The 16,145-nt window shown below is 68.3% G+C and carries 13 protein-coding genes; 7 read left to right on the top strand and 6 right to left on the bottom strand.

The genetic code is table 11. From position 1 onward, the window contains the following. Positions 1–112 precede the first annotated feature (112 nt). The 7 genes from ACWELQ_RS15390 (at position 113) to ACWELQ_RS15360 (ending at position 10,599) form a co-directional block, all read left to right on the top strand. The gene (locus ACWELQ_RS15390; RefSeq protein ID WP_452397678.1) at positions 113–1,603 is read left to right on the top strand and encodes a DUF6049 family protein; all 1,491 of its coding nucleotides are present in this window, start codon (positions 113–115) and stop codon (positions 1,601–1,603) included. A gap of 467 nt (positions 1,604–2,070) precedes the next feature. After that, entirely contained in the window at positions 2,071–5,928 is a 3,858-nt protein-coding gene (locus ACWELQ_RS15385) for a lipid II flippase MurJ (RefSeq protein ID WP_452397679.1), read from the top strand. Between the two features lie 310 nt (positions 5,929–6,238). After that, positions 6,239–6,808, top strand: coding sequence for an RNA polymerase sigma factor SigM (gene sigM, locus ACWELQ_RS15380; protein WP_452397677.1), 570 nt, complete (start codon positions 6,239–6,241; stop codon positions 6,806–6,808). A 123-nt stretch (positions 6,809–6,931) separates the two neighbouring features. Then, positions 6,932–7,816, top strand: coding sequence for a hypothetical protein (locus tag ACWELQ_RS15375; RefSeq protein WP_452397676.1), 885 nt, complete (start codon positions 6,932–6,934; stop codon positions 7,814–7,816). A gap of 108 nt (positions 7,817–7,924) precedes the next feature. Then, positions 7,925–8,908 carry a thioredoxin-disulfide reductase gene (gene trxB / locus ACWELQ_RS15370; protein ID WP_452397675.1) on the top strand — a complete coding sequence of 328 codons (984 nt, stop codon included), beginning with the start codon at positions 7,925–7,927 and terminating at the stop codon, positions 8,906–8,908. Positions 8,909–8,919: 11 nt separating this feature from the next. Then, a complete protein-coding gene (gene trxA, locus ACWELQ_RS15365) occupies positions 8,920–9,258 on the top strand; it encodes a thioredoxin (protein WP_452397674.1) in 339 nt (112 codons plus the stop codon). A gap of 144 nt (positions 9,259–9,402) precedes the next feature. Next, on the top strand, positions 9,403–10,599 hold the full coding sequence (locus tag ACWELQ_RS15360) for an N-acetylmuramoyl-L-alanine amidase (RefSeq protein ID WP_452397673.1): 1,197 nt from the start codon (positions 9,403–9,405) through the stop codon (positions 10,597–10,599). Positions 10,600–10,707: 108 nt separating this feature from the next. On the opposite strand, the gene ACWELQ_RS15355 is transcribed toward ACWELQ_RS15360, so the two are convergent. The 6 genes from ACWELQ_RS15355 to yidC all read right to left on the bottom strand — a co-directional run. Continuing rightward, the gene (locus tag ACWELQ_RS15355) at positions 10,708–11,427 is read right to left on the bottom strand and encodes a GNAT family N-acetyltransferase (RefSeq protein ID WP_452397672.1); all 720 of its coding nucleotides are present in this window, start codon (positions 11,425–11,427) and stop codon (positions 10,708–10,710) included. A gap of 178 nt (positions 11,428–11,605) precedes the next feature. Beyond that, complete coding sequence (locus ACWELQ_RS15350) at positions 11,606–12,634, bottom strand: ParB/RepB/Spo0J family partition protein (RefSeq protein ID WP_452397671.1); 1,029 nt, start codon at positions 12,632–12,634, stop codon at positions 11,606–11,608. 46 nt (positions 12,635–12,680) lie between these two features. After that, positions 12,681–13,649: a ParA family protein gene (locus tag ACWELQ_RS15345; protein ID WP_452397670.1), complete on the bottom strand. Its 969-nt coding sequence runs from the start codon at positions 13,647–13,649 to the stop codon at positions 12,681–12,683. Between the two features lie 340 nt (positions 13,650–13,989). Further along, positions 13,990–14,727, bottom strand: a complete 738-nt coding sequence (gene rsmG, locus ACWELQ_RS15340; protein ID WP_452397669.1) for a 16S rRNA (guanine(527)-N(7))-methyltransferase RsmG — start codon at positions 14,725–14,727, stop codon at positions 13,990–13,992. Positions 14,728–14,831: 104 nt separating this feature from the next. After that, positions 14,832–15,377: a Jag family protein gene (locus ACWELQ_RS15335; RefSeq protein WP_452397668.1), complete on the bottom strand. Its 546-nt coding sequence runs from the start codon at positions 15,375–15,377 to the stop codon at positions 14,832–14,834. Positions 15,378–15,409: 32 nt separating this feature from the next. Further along, the coding region (gene yidC, locus ACWELQ_RS15330; RefSeq protein ID WP_452397667.1) for a membrane protein insertase YidC at positions 15,410–16,145 on the bottom strand (736 nt) is incomplete at its 5' end.

Genomic DNA, 16,145 nt, shown 5'->3' with positions numbered 1-16,145 from the left:
CGGAGGAGTCCCGGCTCAGTGACCCGGTCCGCATTCTGCCCGGCACCCCGACTCTGGAGCGCTACCGCTCCCAGCGTCTGATCGCCTACCGGGCGCCTCCGGAATGTGCGTGGTGGCACTGCCGTTCGCACAGGTCGACCCGACCGCGCTGGCCGCCACCGGGGACGTCACCCTGGCCGACCGCGCCCTCAACGCGCCCGCCGACCTGGTGGACTCGCTGCTGTCGGTGAAATCGGTGCGCGGCGTGGCCATTCCGGACGCGGGCACCGTCGACACCGATGCCGCCACCCTGCTCGCGCACCACGGCTTCACCACCACCGTGCTCGCCGACAGCGCCGTCACCACCGGCGACGCCCGCGCCAACCTCACCGCGGGCAAGGTCCCGGGCACGCCCGGCGCCGCCCCGGCCACCGAGCCCGGCACCCCCGACGTGGTGAACCTGGCCGACATCACCGTGCCGCCGACCCCCGGCGTGAACCCGCCGCCCGCTCCGGTGACCCTGCACGCCGCCACCTTCGACATCTGGGCCGCCACCGCGCTGGCCGCCATCGGATCCAACCCGCCCACACCGCCGTTCACCCCGGACAAGGTGCGCTACGACGTCACCGTCGACTCCCGCGCCGCCCGGCTGCAGGACGCGCTCGGGGCGCTGTCGTGGACCGCGCTCAACCCGCAGCCCGGACGGCCCCGCTCGGCGCTGCTGATACCGCCCCAGCAGTGGGGAGCCAACCGCGACGAGGCCGCCGCGGTGCTCGGGCAACTGGACCTGATGCTGCGCAACAGCCTCGCCACCGCCCGGCCGCTCACCGATCTGCTTGCGCAGCAGCCGGATCCGCAGCCCTACGACCTCGACTACCTCGCGGCTGCCGCCGACGAGGCGGTGCCCGCGCACTTCGTCGAACCCGTGCACCAGCAGGCGCAGCGCATCACCGAGCTGATGAGCGCGCTGGTGGATGTGCCGCAGCAGGAACTCAGCCCGCGCGCCTTCCTCACGCCGCTGCGCGACGACCTGATCCGGGTGCTGACCCTCTCCGACCGCCGCGCCTCGGTCGCCACCGCGGACACCAATGCCCAGCGACGGCTGGATCAGGCCACCAAAACCATGGACAACCTGTTCGGCTCGGTGACCGTGCTGCCGCCCGGCGGCGTCTACACGCTCGCCTCCGAGCAGAGTCCGCTGCTGCTGGTGGCCCGCAACGACCTGCCGGTGGCCATCCGGGTGCGGTTCAAGATCGATGCCCCGGCCGAGACGAAAATCACTGATCTCGGCGAAGTGCAGCTGCCCGCCAAGGGAAATCGGTCCTTCCAGATTCCGACCGAGGTGTCCGACAGCCGAAACCTGGTCATTCCCATCGCGCTTACCACACCGGATGGGGTGCCGCTCGGCAATACGGTCTCGGTATCCGTGCGGTCCAACGCCTACGGTCAGGTGTTGGCAATAATTACGGCGTGCGCCTGCGCGCTGCTGCTCCTGCTGGTCGGTCGCCGACTGTGGCACCGCTTCCGCGGACAGTCCGATCCGGCCGACGAAGGGTTCGACCCGAGCACGCGGCAGAGTCGGCGCGCGCGTAAACGGGAGTCGAAACGACAGGAGGCACGGTGAGCGAGTACGGCGGGCCGCGCTCATCCGGCCGCGGCGAAGGACCCGACGGGCCGCCGCCGCGGCGTGCGCCCTCGGCCCCGTGGGAACGTGGCGTGCCGCCGCGCCCGGGACCGCGCAGCGGTCAACAGCCGCGGGTGCCCGGACCGCAGGGGCCCGGCTCCGGTCAGCAGCCTCGCGTACCCGGCCCGATGGGACCGGCCTCCGGCGCGCAGCGGCCGATTCCGCCGAACCCGCAAGGGGTTCCGGGTCGCCCGTATCCGGGTCAACCGTCCGGTCCAGTGCGGCAGGTGCCCCCCGGCCCCGAATCCGGGCCCATCATGCACCGGCCCCGGCAACCCCAGGGCCGACCCGACCCCGCCGCCGGGCACCGCGCCCCGAACGAAGAGCGCTATCACTGGGGACACCCCGGCACCGAAGGCAACCGGGCCGGACCGAACTCCGGCGAACAGCGCTACCCGACACCGCCGATGTCCAACCCCCGACCCGGACCGCCCAGCGGGCAACAGCGCCAAGTGCCGCGCCGCCCCGCCGCGCCCGTGCAGGTCGAGGAACGACCGGACAACTCGAACACCAGACTCGTGCGCGACTCCGGATCCATCGCCGTCGCCACCCTGGTCAGCCGCATCACCGGCTTCGCCAAACAGCTACTGCTGCTGACGGTCCTGGGCCCGGCCATCGCCTCGGCCTTCACCGTCGCCAGCACCATCCCGACCATGATCTCCGAGCTGCTGCTCGGCGCGGTGCTCACCGCCATCGTGGTGCCCACCCTGGTGCGTGCGGAGAAGGAGGACGCCGACAACGGCGCGGCCTTCGTCCGACGACTCGTCACCGCGGCCTTCACCATCCTGGCCACCGGCACCATCATCACCACCGCGCTCGCGCCGGTGCTGACCACGCATCTCTTCCTGTCCAACGACGGCAAGGTCAACACCGGGCTCACCACCGCGCTGACCTATCTGCTGCTGCCCGCCATCCTCTTCTACGGCATGTCCGCACTGCTGATGGCGATCCTCAACACCCATCAGATGTTCAAACCCGGTGCATGGGCGCCGGTTCTGAACAACGTGGTGGTGCTGGTCGTGCTGTGCCTCTACATGATCACCCCGGGCGAGATCACCCTGAACCCGGTCAAGATGAGCGAGCCGAAACTGCTGCTGCTCGGCGTCGGCGTCACCGTCGGCGTGATCGTGCAGATGGTCAGCCTCATCCCGGCCATCCGCCGGGCGGGCATCGATCTGCGCCCGCTGTGGGGAGTCGACCAGCGGCTCAAGCAGTTCGCGGGCATGGGCGCGGCCATCATGCTGTACGTCTTCATCAGCCAGGCGGGCTGGACCTTCGCCACCCGCGTCTCCTCGCACGCCGACGAGGCCGGTCCGGCCATCTACCAAAACGCCTGGGCGCTGCTGCAATTGCCGTACGGCGTGATCGGCGTGACCCTGCTGACCGCGATCATGCCGCGGCTGAGCCGCAATGCCGCCGCCGACGACACGCCCGCCGTGGTCGACGATCTCGGCTCGGCCACCCGGCTCACCATGATCGCGCTCATGCCGATCGTCACCTTCCTGACCTTCGCCGGACCCCAGATCGGCATGGCGCTCTACGGCTACGGCCGCTTCGGCCACCACGCCGGACGCCTCGGCGAGGCCGTGTCCTGGTCCGCCTTCACGCTGATTCCTTACGCGCTGGTGCTGATTCACCTGCGCGTCTTCTACGCGCGCGAACAGGCGTGGACCCCGACCTGGATCATCCTCGGCATCACCGGCGTGAAGATCGTGCTCTCCGGCCTGGCCCCCTTCGTCGTCGACGACCGGCACGTGGTCATCGCGCTCGGCGTCGCCAACGGCCTGGGCTTCCTGGCCGGCGCCATCATCGGCGGCTGGCTGCTGCACCGCAGCCTCGGCGATCTGCGCATGGCCAATGTCGGGCGCACCATCACCCGGGTCGTGCTGGCCTCGCTGGCCGGCGGCGTGGTGATGCTGATCGTGGACAAGGTGCTGCGGCTGCACCGGCTTTCGGAATCCTTCGGCGGCGTCGGCTCGCTGGTGCGGGTCGGACTGACCGCCATCATCATGTTCGGCGTGGCGTTCGGCCTGATGCGCCTGCTCGGCATTCCCGAGATCGTCGCCATCACCGTGGCCATCTCGCGGCGACTCGGCTTCACGCCGCCCGCACCCGATCTCGACCTCGACGGCACGCCGCTCGAGGACGTCCACTCGACCACGCTGCTGCCCAAGCCGGATCTGCGCGCGGCCCCGTACTACTACCGCTTCGACCCGTACCTCGACGCGCAGACCATGGTGCTGCCCGTCATCCGGCCCGACGCGGTTGACATCACCGGGACGGGGGAGTTCCCGTACCCTGTTCCGCAGGCAAACGCAACTGCTCGACCCGGCATGCCCACGGACGGTTCCCGTGGCACATCGGACGGCGGCTTCCGCAATACACCGGACGCCGGCGCGGCGGTTCCGGCTCCGACACATCGGTCTTCGACATATCAGGGCGAAGGAGGAACGAGGGTGAGCGACGACGCGGCGGGCGGTGTCCCGGCCGCCGAATCCGCAACGGCCGCGGGCGGCGGGCTCTCCACGGACACCCCTCCCACCGGCAAGTCCGGCGGAAAAGCCGGTGGCCCAGCCGAATCCAAGGCCCGCTCCGGCGGGTCCGGCGATCGCGGCGAACCGGAGGACCTACCGGAGGAGGACCACCCCGGTCCCGAAACCGGTGTGTACGAGGCTGTCTCGCCGATGATGCCGCCCATGCGGGTGGAATCGCCGAGCAAGCGCATCCAGCGCGGCCCCAAGCTGACGCCCGGCGCGTCGGTGGCGGGCGGCCGCTACCGGCTGCTGGCCAGCCACGGCGGCGCGCGCGGGCTGAAGTTCTGGCAGGCGCTGGACGTGAAGCTGGACCGCGAGGTCGCGCTCACCTTCGTCGACGCCGACCAGCAGGCCACCGACAACTCCGGACACGATGGGCCGCAGGCCATCCTGTCCCGCACGCTGCGCCTGGGGCGGATCAACTCGCCCGGCCTGGCCCGCGTGCTGGACGTGGTGCGCGGCTCCTCGGGCGGCATCGTGGTGGCCGAATGGACGCCCGGTCGGTCGTTGCGGGAGATGGCGGAGACGGTGCCGTCGCCCATCGGCGCGGCGCGCGCCATCCGAGCGCTGGCCGCTGCCGCCGAAATGGCGCACCGCGGTGGCGGTTCGCTGTCCATCGACGATCCCGACCGGATCCGGATCAGTTCCACCGGTGACGCCGTGCTGGCCTTCCCGGGCACGCTGTCGGATTCGGACGCCCAGTCCGATGTGCGCGGTCTCGGCGCGATGCTCTACGCGCTCATCACCGCCCACTGGCCCATCCGCGTCCCCGGCGTCTCCGGGACCGCGGCCACCGTCGGCGGGCTGCCGCTGGCGGAATTCGGGCCGGACGGAACCCCGGTGGAGCCCAGGACCATTCGGCCCGAGGTGCCCTTCGAGATCTCCGCGGTCGCGGTCCGGTCGATGGAGTCCAACAAGGGCGTGCGCACCGCCGCCACCGTCCAGCACGTGCTGGAGCAGGCGTCGGTGGTGGACCAGAAGACCGACTTCATCCCGGTGCTGAGACTCGGGCAGAAGCCGTCCAACGCTCCCGACGAGACCCTCGCCGATCCGGAACTGCTCGCCGCCGAGAAGGAACGCTCGCAGCGGATGATGTGGATCCTGGTCGGGCTCGGCGTGCTCGGCGCGCTGGCGGTCGGCGTCATCATCTGGTGGCTGCTGAGCGTCTTCGCGCCCGGGTCCTCCAACGCGCCGCTCAACGAGCAGCACAATATCGGCCTCACCACGTCGGCGACCCCGCCACCGAGCCCCGGGGCCCCGCAGACGCCCGCCGGTCTGCCCGCCACCGGCGGCGTGCCGGTACCGGTCACCGGGGCCACCGTGTTCTCGCCCGAGGGCACGCCCGACAACATCGGCAGCGTCGGGGCGGTGCTGGACAACAATCCGGCCACCACCTGGCGCACCGATGCGTACTTCCAGCAGTTCCCGGCCTTGAAGAAGGGCGTGGGCGTGCTGACCACCCTGGGCAGCCCCAGCAAGCTGACCAAGGTGATCATCGAATCGCCCTCGCCCGGAACGCAGGTCGAGATCCGCAGTTCGCCGACCGCCTCGCCGACCCTGGATCAGACTCAGCTGATCGGGTCGGCGGTGCTCGGCGACGGGACCACGGAGATCCCGGTGCGGGCCGACCAGCCCGCCCGGTACGTCCTGGTCTGGATCACCCAGCTGGCCAACAACGGGGGACAGTTCCAGTCCTCGATCGCCGAAGTGCGCTACGAAGCGGCACAGTAGTTCCAGGTTCCACCAAGCAGTTCCGGGGGTTTTTCCAGCGGCCGTGACGATCTCCGGCCGGTCCTTTTCTCAGCTTCGACGCGGCACATTCTGGGCGGTCATCTTCCGTCCGATTCGCCCGAACAGCCCGCCTACCAGGGCTTTTTTCGCGCGATCCATTGCTATCGAATCGTTATCTTCGATATGATCTTGCGTACTCTCGGCAAGGGGAGCTCCCGGAAACCCGCCCGCGCGGTTCCGGAGGACAGCCAAAAAACTCGGTGACGTTCGGCCGTGGTTGCGGCCGTGCCCGCCGGTCTGAGGGGATGCATTGTCGTCAGCGAACGAACTCGTGCAGGAGCGACAGGTCAGCGATCGCGACCTGTTGTCGGCCCACGTCGGCGGCGCACCGTACGCCTTCGCCGAACTGCTCCGCCGCCACTACGACCATCTCTGGCAGACCGCGCTACGCGCCTCCTACGGCCCCGAGGACGCCGCCGACTCACTCCAGGACGCCCTGCTGTCCGCCCATCGGGGCGCGGCCCGCTTCCGCGGCGACGCCGAGGTGCGCAGCTGGCTGCACCGCATCGTGCTCAATGCCTGCCTGGACCGCATCCGCCGCAACAAGCTCCGCCGCACCGAGCCGCTGCCGGAGGACACCGCGAACGAACCACGCTGCCCGCGAGACGATTTCGCGGCCTTGGAGACCGGGCTGCTGGTCGACTCCGCGTTGTTCACGCTGCCCGCCGAGCAGCGCACCGCCCTGGTCGCGGTGGAGATGGAGGGTTACTCCATCGCGGATGCCGCTGCGCTGCTGGGGATTCCGGAGGGCACGGTCAAGAGCCGATGCGCCCGCGGGCGGCAGCGGCTGCAAGCGCACTTCCGGTCGATCGACACCTGAATTGCGCTAGAACAATTGGATATCGGCGGAACCTTGTGGGGTTCCGGTGCGTCAGATACAAAGACAGGTCTGCGATTCCCATCTCGAAGCCCTGGAGGGGCAATGGAGGAAACAGGAGGAGCAATGGCGGGTACCACGCTGCCCACGCCGCCCTTCTCCACCGAACTGCTGGCCGACCTGCACGCGGGCAGCGTTCCACCCGACGAATCCGAGCGGCTCTGGCCCGCGGTCCGCCGCGACCCCGACGCCATGCGCTACCTGAACTCGCTCGACAACGTCGACGCCCGCCTGCGCGACCTCGGCCAGGACGAGCACATCGTGCACCCCATGCCCCCCGAGGTGGCCGACCGGCTCGAGGCCATGATCGCCGACCTCGCCACCGGCACCGACCGTATGGCGACAGTCACCCGCCTGCCCGTCGCACCCCCACCCGTGGTCCGCTCCACCCATCCGGCCCCGGCCGCCACCGCCCCCATCCCGATCCTCAACGGCTCGATCTTCGACACCGGGCGGCTCGACCCCCGCGAACTGGAAGAGCCCGCGCCGGAGCTCGACACGGACGCGGATACCGATCTCGCCGAGCCGCTGCCCCTCGAACGCCCCTCCCGCCGCCTGCGCTGGCTCACGGTCGCGGCGGCCGCGGCGGCCGCGGTGGCGGGCGCGGTAGTGGCCGTGGACGCCCTCAGTACCCAACCCGCGACCCCGGCCGCCAAACCGGCCACGGACGTCAATCTGGACCCCACCATGCCGCCCGGGTTCCTGCTCACCGCCATGGGCCACCATGACATCACCGGCCCACTGGCCACCGGCAACGCCCTCACCACCTGCCTACAGGCGGCCGGGCTGGACCGTCAGGTGCTCGGCTCCCGCAATGTTGTGTTTTCGGGCACTCCGAGCGTCCTGGTGCTGCTGGCCGGGCCCAAACCGCCGCAGATCACCGCGGCCGTTCTCGGAACAGGCTGCGGCGCAAACAATCCCCAAATCCTCGAGCGAGCCGACATCGGCTGAAGCCCGAGGTCGAACAGGTTCGGGAACAACACCGTTTACGCTGTTGTTGACCGACACGCTCACGCTCGAAAAATTCGAGCCAATCTGCAATTAGCTTCGGAGGGCCTCTTGAGCACGCCTGTTCGCGACCTGATCATCGTCGGTTCCGGTCCGGCCGGGTACACCGCCGCGGTGTACGCCGCCCGCGCGGAACTCGAGCCACTGCTCTTCGAGGGCACCCAGTTCGGTGGTGCGTTGATGACCACCACCGAGGTGGAGAACTTCCCCGGCTTCCGCGAGGGCATCATGGGCCCCGACCTCATGGAGGAGATGCGGGAGCAGGCCAAGCGCTTCGGCACCGACATCCGCACCGAGGACGTGGACGCCCTCGACCTGACCGGTCGCATCAAGAAGGTGACCGTCGGCGGCGAGGTGTACGAGGCGTACGCCGTGATCCTCGCCATGGGTTCCGCGGCCCGCTACCTCGGCGTCGCCGGTGAGCAGGAACTGCTCGGCCGCGGCGTCAGCGCCTGCGCCACCTGTGACGGCTTCTTCTTCAAGGGCCAGGACATCGTGGTGGTCGGCGGCGGCGACTCGGCCATGGAGGAGGCGACCTTCCTCACCAAGTTCGCCAGCTCGGTCACCATCATCCACCGCCGCGAGGAGTTCCGTGCCTCCCGCATCATGCTCGAGCGCGCCAAGAACAACGACAAGATCCGCTTCCTGCTGAACTCGGAAGTCATTGGCGTGCACGGCGATACGGCCGTCACCCACCTCGCCGTGCGCGACACCCGCACCGGCGAGACCTCCGAGCTGGCCGCCACCGGCCTGTTCGTCGCCATCGGCCACGACCCGCGCAGCGAACTGGTGCGCGGTCAGGTCGATCTGGACGGCGAGGGCTACGTGGAGGTCAAGGGTCAGAGCACCTACACCTCGCTGCCCGGCGTCTTCGCCGCCGGCGACCTGGTGGACCACACCTACCGCCAGGCCATCACCGCCGCGGGCACCGGCTGCCGCGCGGCCATCGACGCCGAGCGTTGGCTCGCCGACCAGGGTGACATCACCAGCAACACCCTCGATCACGCCGGTGCGCCGGTGGAAGTCAGTAACTAAGGAGCATGGCAATGTCCGACGCCAAGACCAGCGCCACCAAGACGGTGACCGACGCCACCTTCGCCGATGAGGTTCTGCTCAGCGAGAAGCCGGTGCTCGTGGACTTCTGGGCCGCCTGGTGCGGTCCGTGCAAGATGGTCGCCCCCGTGCTGGAGGAGATCGCCGCCGCCAATGGCGACAAGATCACCATCGCCAAGCTCGACGCCGACAACAACCCGGAGACCTCGAAGCACTACGGGATCCTGTCGTTGCCTACCATGGTCCTGTTCCAAGGGGGCAAGGAAACCAAGCGGATCGTCGGAGCAAAGGGCAAAGCCGCCCTCTTGCGTGAACTACAAGATGTTCTTTAACGACTCGCCGTAGGATGCCTGCACTCGACAGTTGCCGAAATTCGGTCCGGGTCTGAAACAATCATTCAACGCTCCGGTCGTGCGAAGGTGTGAACCGCCGCATGAGTGGGTACCCGGGTTGGCGGAAGGAAAGGGCTCTCACGCATGCACCGACTTCGTCACGGCGATACAGGACCAGCCGTAGCAGAGGTTCGGAGCACCCTGGCAAGCCTCGGGTTCCTGCATTCCCACCCCAATACCGACCCCTCGGGTCCGATCGGGGAGTACTGGAAGGACTCGGACGCGACCTTCGACCATGATCTCGATTCCGCGGTGCGCGCTTTTCAGCAGCACCGCGGACTCCTGGTCGATGGCGTGGTCGGTCCGGCCACCTACCGAGCGCTGAAGGAAGCCTCCTACCGGCTCGGCGCGCGGACGCTGATCTATCAGCTCTCCGCGCCGCTGTACGGCGACGATGTCGCCACCCTGCAGCGGCGACTGCAGGATCTGGGCTTCTACGTGCACCGGGTGGACGGCTATTTCGGGCCGCACACACACGACGCGCTCACCTCGTTCCAGCGCGAGATCGGCTTGTCCTCGGACGGCATCTGCGGTCCGGACACGCTGCGCTCACTGGATCTGCTGGGCGCCCGCGTCACCGGCGGCAACCCGCACCGCATCGCCGAGGAAGAGGTGGTGCACCGGGCCGGGCCGCAGCTCACCGGTAAGCGGATCGTCATCGATCCGGGCCTGGGCGGGCCGGACAAGGGTTCGGGCGTGCCCACCGAGTTCGGTGACGTCTACGAATCGGAGATCCTCTGGGATCTGGCCAGCCGCCTCGAAGGACGCATGGCCGCAACCGGTATGGAGACCTTCCTGTCCCGGCCGTGGGGCGCGAACCCCTCGGATGCCGAGCGCGCGGAGACCTCCAACACCTTCGACGCGGACTTGATGATCTCGTTGCGTTGCGCGAGCAATGACAGCGGCTCCGCGAGCGGGGTGGCCAGCTTCCACTTCGGCAATTCGCACGGCTCCACCTCGATGATCGGACAGGTGCTGGCCGGCTTCATCCAGCGCGAGATCGTGGCGCGGACCTCGTTGCAGGACTGCCGCACCCACGCCCGCACCTGGGATCTGTTGCGCCTCACCAAGATGCCGACCGTCCAGGTCGACATCGGTTACCTCTCCAATGATTACGACTCCGGGGTGCTGACCAACCCGCGCATGCGCGACGTCATCGCCGAGGCGATCCTGATCTCGGTCAAGCGGCTGTACCTGCTCGGGCAGGACGATCAACCCACGGGGACTTACACATTCGCCGAGCTGCTCGCCGAAGAACTGGCAGCTGCTGATCGCCTCTGAGGCGAGGCTTGCCGGGGGCTGGGCCCCCAAACCCCAAACAAGAACCCCTCCAACCCGTATGGGTTGGAGGGGTTTGTTTCATGTGAAACATCCGGCCCGGATGGGCCCCTAGCGGGTCGCCATCCGGGTGGGCATGGTCAGGGCCGCCGCGGCCAGGAGCTGATCGAGCGCGCGCTCGACGTCTTCCTTCCACAGGTGCTCATGATCGAGTTCCAGTCGCAGCCGCGGGAAACGGTGATGCGAGGCGACCACCTTGAAGCCGACATCCTCCAAGAAGTCGGCCTCGATCATGCACTGCTCCGGCGAGCACCCCGACGGGGCCGGGGCGGGGGAGCGCAGGGGCGTCCCGATCCGCTCGCGCAGCGTCATGGAACCCACCGCGGGCATCGGACTGGTCGGCGGATCCTTGCGAATTCCGAACGCCTCGATCGCGCGCACGCCACGACGCACCAGATCGGCCACCACGGCCGCAATGAGCTGGTTGCCGATGTCGTTGCCCTGGAACGGGATTTCGGAGCTCAGCGTGGTCAGCAGCACCGCGTCCGGGCTCACGGGGGAGGTGGGGAACAGTCCGGCGCGCGGCACCGCGCTGGGCGGCGCGTACAGCGCACACCCGGCCGACTTGTCCTCCACCATGGCGACCTGGCCGCAGGAACCCCACTGCAGCATCACGGTCGAGAGCCAGGCCTCCTTTTCGAAGCCCGGATCGCTGAAGTCATGGGAATCCGCCGCCACCGCCGGATCGATCTCCCAGAACACGCACCGCCGCGCGTGTGCCGGGAGTTTGTCGAGTCCGCCGAGGGTAAGTGCGGTCACGCTGGTCGACACCGCTCTGCTCAGCCTCCAGCTTTCCGATTCATCCACACTCACGCCGCATCACACGGTGCTTGCCAAAAAGACAGTGCTACGCCAAAAGAATAAGCGATCAACGCTGTACGCCTCTCCAGGGCCATGAACCCGAACGTCACAGTGACGTTTCCACTGCGACCCTCAGGATGGACCCAAACTAGGGCTTCGACTGCTCCATGAGACTGACGATTCGCTCCAGATCATCGATGGAGCCGAACTCGACAGTGATCTTGCCCTTGCGCTTACCGAGCTGAACCGTCACGCGGGTTTCGAAGGACTCCGACAACCGCTCCGCCACATCCTGCAAACCCGGCATCTGAATCGGCTTGCGCTTGGGCGCCGGGGGAGCGACCGCATCCGGATGCCGGTTCGCCAGCGTGACCGCTTCCTCGGTGGCGCGCACCGACATGCCCTCCGCGACAATGCGCGCCGCGAGAGCCTCCTGCGCATCGGCTCCCGCTTCCAGCGCCAGCACGGCGCGGGCGTGCCCGGCCGAGAGGACACCGGCCGCGACCCGGCGCTGCACCGGAATCGGAAGCTTCAGCAGCCGAATCATATTCGTGACGACCGGACGCGAGCGCCCGATCCGCGAAGCCAGTTCCTCGTGGGTGACGCCGAATTCCTCGAGCAGCTGCTGATACGCGGCCGCCTCCTCGAGCGGGTTCAGCTGCACGCGATGGATGTTCTCCAGCAACGCGTCCCGCAGCATGGAGTCGTCGGCGGTCTCGCGCACGATGGCCGGGATGGCGGCCAGACCTGCTTCCTGACTCGCACGCCAGCGCCGCTCGCCCATGATGAGCTGATAGCGCGGCTCCGGCAGCGACTCGACCTGACGCACCACAATGGGCTGCATCAGACCGAACTCCTTGATGGAGTGCACGAGTTCGGCGAGCGCCTCCTCCTCGAAGACGCTGCGCGGCTGCTTCGGGTTGGGGACGATCTGCAGCGGCGGGATCTCCCGGTACACCGCGCCCGCATCGGCGCCGACACCGTCGACCGGATCGGGGACGGGATGCAGGTGTCCCGGCGCGGGCGCCGGCCCGGCCGGGTCGAGGCCGATGACGACATTGGCAGCGGCGCTGCCGAGCCCGCCCGGCGTACCGAGCCCGCCCGGCGCGGTCGCCGGGCCGGTCGGGATCAGCGCCGCGAGACCGCGCCCCAGTCCACCCTTCTTCGCCTGACTCATCGGCCTACCGACCCCTTCCATCGTTCACCGCCACCGAGAAAGAAACTTACACACCGGATTGTGCGTCGGAGACCGGCGCAACCGCGTTCTGGCGCGCCGACTTCGCCGCGATCTCTCGCCCGGCATCGAGGTAGCTCATCGCGCCCCGCGAGCCCGGATCGTAATCGAGGACCGTCATGCCGTAGCCGGGAGCCTCCGACACCTTGACGCTGCGGGGGATGACCGAGCGCAGCACCGCGTCACCGAAGTGCGAGCGCACCTCCTCGGCGACCTGATCGGCGAGCTTGGTGCGGCCGTCGTACATGGTGAGAACGACGGTGGAGACATGCAATTCGGGATTCAGGTGCGCCTGCACCAGACCGATATTGCGGAGCAGCTGACCGACACCTTCCAGCGCGTAGTACTCGCACTGGATGGGGATCAGCACCTCCTTGGCGGCGACCATCGCGTTGACGGTGAGCAGACCCAGCGACGGCGGGCAGTCGATCATCACGTAGTCGATGTCGTACCCGGCGAGGTTGGCCTCCTGGATGGCGGCCTTGAGCCGGCCCTCGCGGGCGACCATGGAGACGAGTTCGATTTCGGCACCGGCCAAGTCGATGGTGGCCGGGATGCAGAGCAGCCGTTCGTTGTGCGGGCTCTGCTGGATGGCGTCGCTCACCGAGCACTCGCCGATAAGCAGTTCGTAGCTGGAGGCGATGCCCGAGTGATGCTCGATACCGAGGGCGGTGCTGGCATTGCCCTGCGGATCGAGATCGATGACGAGCACCCGCATGCCCTGAATGGCGAGCGCGGCAGCCAGATTCACGGCGGTGGTCGTCTTGCCCACGCCGCCCTTCTGATTGGCGATGGTGATGATGCGCTGCTCGTGCGGGCGCGGGATGTGGACGTTGGTGCCCGATAGCACCTGACTGGCACGCTGCGCCTCGGCGGCGATCGGCGTCTCGGTGGGGGAGATGTTGCCGAACGGGGTGCGGCTGAACTCGTCGGTGTCGAAGGGACCGCTATCGAGCATGCCGGGAACCCGGGACGTTGTTTCCCGTGAAACATTCCGCGGACCGTTGGACATAGAGGCTCCTAACCCCGAGAACTCAAAGACACGTGGCCGAGCAGAATTCGCACACCTGGCAGCAGCGCCGCAACGCTGCGTTGTCACCGAGGAGATGCGAGATGCGAGAGGGACGCCATCGCAAGTCTGTGCTCACGCTCGACGTTCACTAGCTTGCCAGTACGGAACACAATACGGAAGTTGAAACGGAAGCTTCGCGCCACGACACGCGGAATCGGCGTCTTCACAACAGTTTCGCGCGATGTTTCACATGAAACATCGCCGAATCCACGCGCGGGGAGCTTCGTCAGTGACGCTTCGAACCGGGGGTCCCGCGTCCACCGCTCTTGCGTTCCGCGCGGCGCTCGGCGCGCGCGAGACGCTCGGCACTGATCACGAAGGTGGGCGTCTCGAGCACTCCCGCACCGCATTCCAGAACCTCGGCGTGGCCCGCGCCCGCCTTGGTGAGATCCTCGCGATCGCGCTCGAGCTCCTCGGCGGCGCTGATTCCCTTGAGCGCCAGCATCCGTCCGTGCTCGTGCACCAGCGGCATGGACCAACCCGCCAGCTTCGCCAGGGGAGCGACGGCCCGGGAAGTGACGATATCCGCGCCGCCCGCCTCCTTCTTCACCCCGGCCTGCTCGGCTCGCCCGCGCACGATGAGGACATTGTCGAGTCCCGCCGCCGCCACGAACTCGGCCAGGAAGACGGTCCGGCGCAGCAGCGGCTCCACCAGGGTGATTCGAAGATCGGGCCGGGCGATGGCGAGCGGGATGCCCGGCAGTCCGGCGCCGCTGCCGATGTCGACCACGCGCACGCCCTGGGGGATGAGGTCGCCGATCACCGCGCAGTTGAGGATGTGGCGATCCCACAGCCGCGGCACCTCGCGCGGGCCGATCAGTCCGCGCTCCACGCCCGCGGTCGCCAGAGCCGTGTAGTAGAGCCGGGCCTTGTCGAGTCGATCGCCGAACACGACCGCGGCAGCGGCCGGGGGTTCGACCGGACCCGGCGCGGTCATCTCGGTCTCTGGTTCCACGTGAAACATCCTTCCGAATGAACGGCGAAGTGCGACAAGGGGGATCCGGATAAGCGTAGGGCCCCCGAGTCCATCCGACTCGAGGGCCCTACTTCTCATGTTGTCATCCGGGATCAGCCGGGGAGGACCACCACGCGGCGGTTGGGCTCCACGCCCTCGCTCTCGCTCACCACACCGTCGAGCGCGGCCACGGCATCGTGGACGATCATGCGCTCGAACGGGGTCATGGGGGAGAGCTCCTCGCGCACACCGGTTTCGAGCACGCGCTTGGCGGCCTCGGTGCCGAGCGCGCTCAACTCCGAGCGACGGCCCGCACGCCAGCCCGCCACATCCAGCATGAGCCGGCTGCGCACACCGGTCGCCTGCTGCACGGCGAGCCGGGTCAGTTCCTGTAGCGCGTCCAGCACCTCGCCGCGACGACCGACCAGCTTCGCCAGATCCTTACCGCCGTCGATGCTCACCACCGCGCGATCACCCTCGACGTCGAGATCGATATCGCCGTCGAAGTCGAGCACATCGAGCAACTGCTCGAGGTAGTCACCGGCGATCTCGCCCTCTTCGATGAGAGCTTCCTCGGTATCGGGTGCGGCGTCACTCGCGGTGTCCGCTGCCGTCGCAGCCGTCACAGTGGGGTCCCCTCCGTCGGTTTCAACAGTCATGGTTGTTTCCTTCATCTGGAGTTGTAAGTCTCTCAGCGACGCCGCTTCTGATTGGCGCGACCACGATTACCGGACCGCTTCTTGGCGGTGTTCGGCCGGGCGCCGGGCGCGGGCTTGGCACCGTTCTGGGACGGCTGCGGAGCATCCTCGACCGCGTCCTCGACACCCTCGGACTTCGCGGCCGCCGGCTTCTTGCGGACGTCGACCGGCTTCGCGCCCGGCTTCGGGGCATTCTGCGCGCGGCGCTCGAGCGCGGCCTGCTTCTTCTCTTCTTCTTCTTTTTCGATCTTGCCGAAGACGAGGTGCTGCTGACCGTAGGTCCAGATGTTGTTGGACACCCAGTAGATCAGGATGGCGACGGGCAGGAACGGACCACCGACCATGACGCCGAGCGGGAAGACATACAGCGCAAGCTTGTTCATCATGGCGGCCTGCGGGTTGGCCGCGGCCTCCGCCGACTGGCGGGCCACCGACGCGCGCGCGTTCATATGGGTCGCGACACCGGCGATGATCATGAGCGGAATCGACACGGCCGCGATGGCGACCTTGCTCGGCACGCCACCCCACTCGGCGAAGGACTCCAGTTGCGCCATCGGCTGGGTGATGAACGCCGACAGCGGAGCACCGAAGAGCCGTGCCGACAGGAAGGACTGCACATCGGCCGCGCTGAAGATGTAGTTCGCGGTATGCGCGTTCTGCTCCGCGGTCATGCCGTGGCTGCCGCCGAAACCACCGAAGCCGCCACCGCCGCCGACCCGGTTGAACGAG

Source organism: Nocardia sp. NPDC004722, assembly GCF_053601505.1.
The sequence above is the reverse complement of the archived record's forward strand: the minus strand, read 5'-3'. Positions and strand labels throughout refer to the sequence as shown.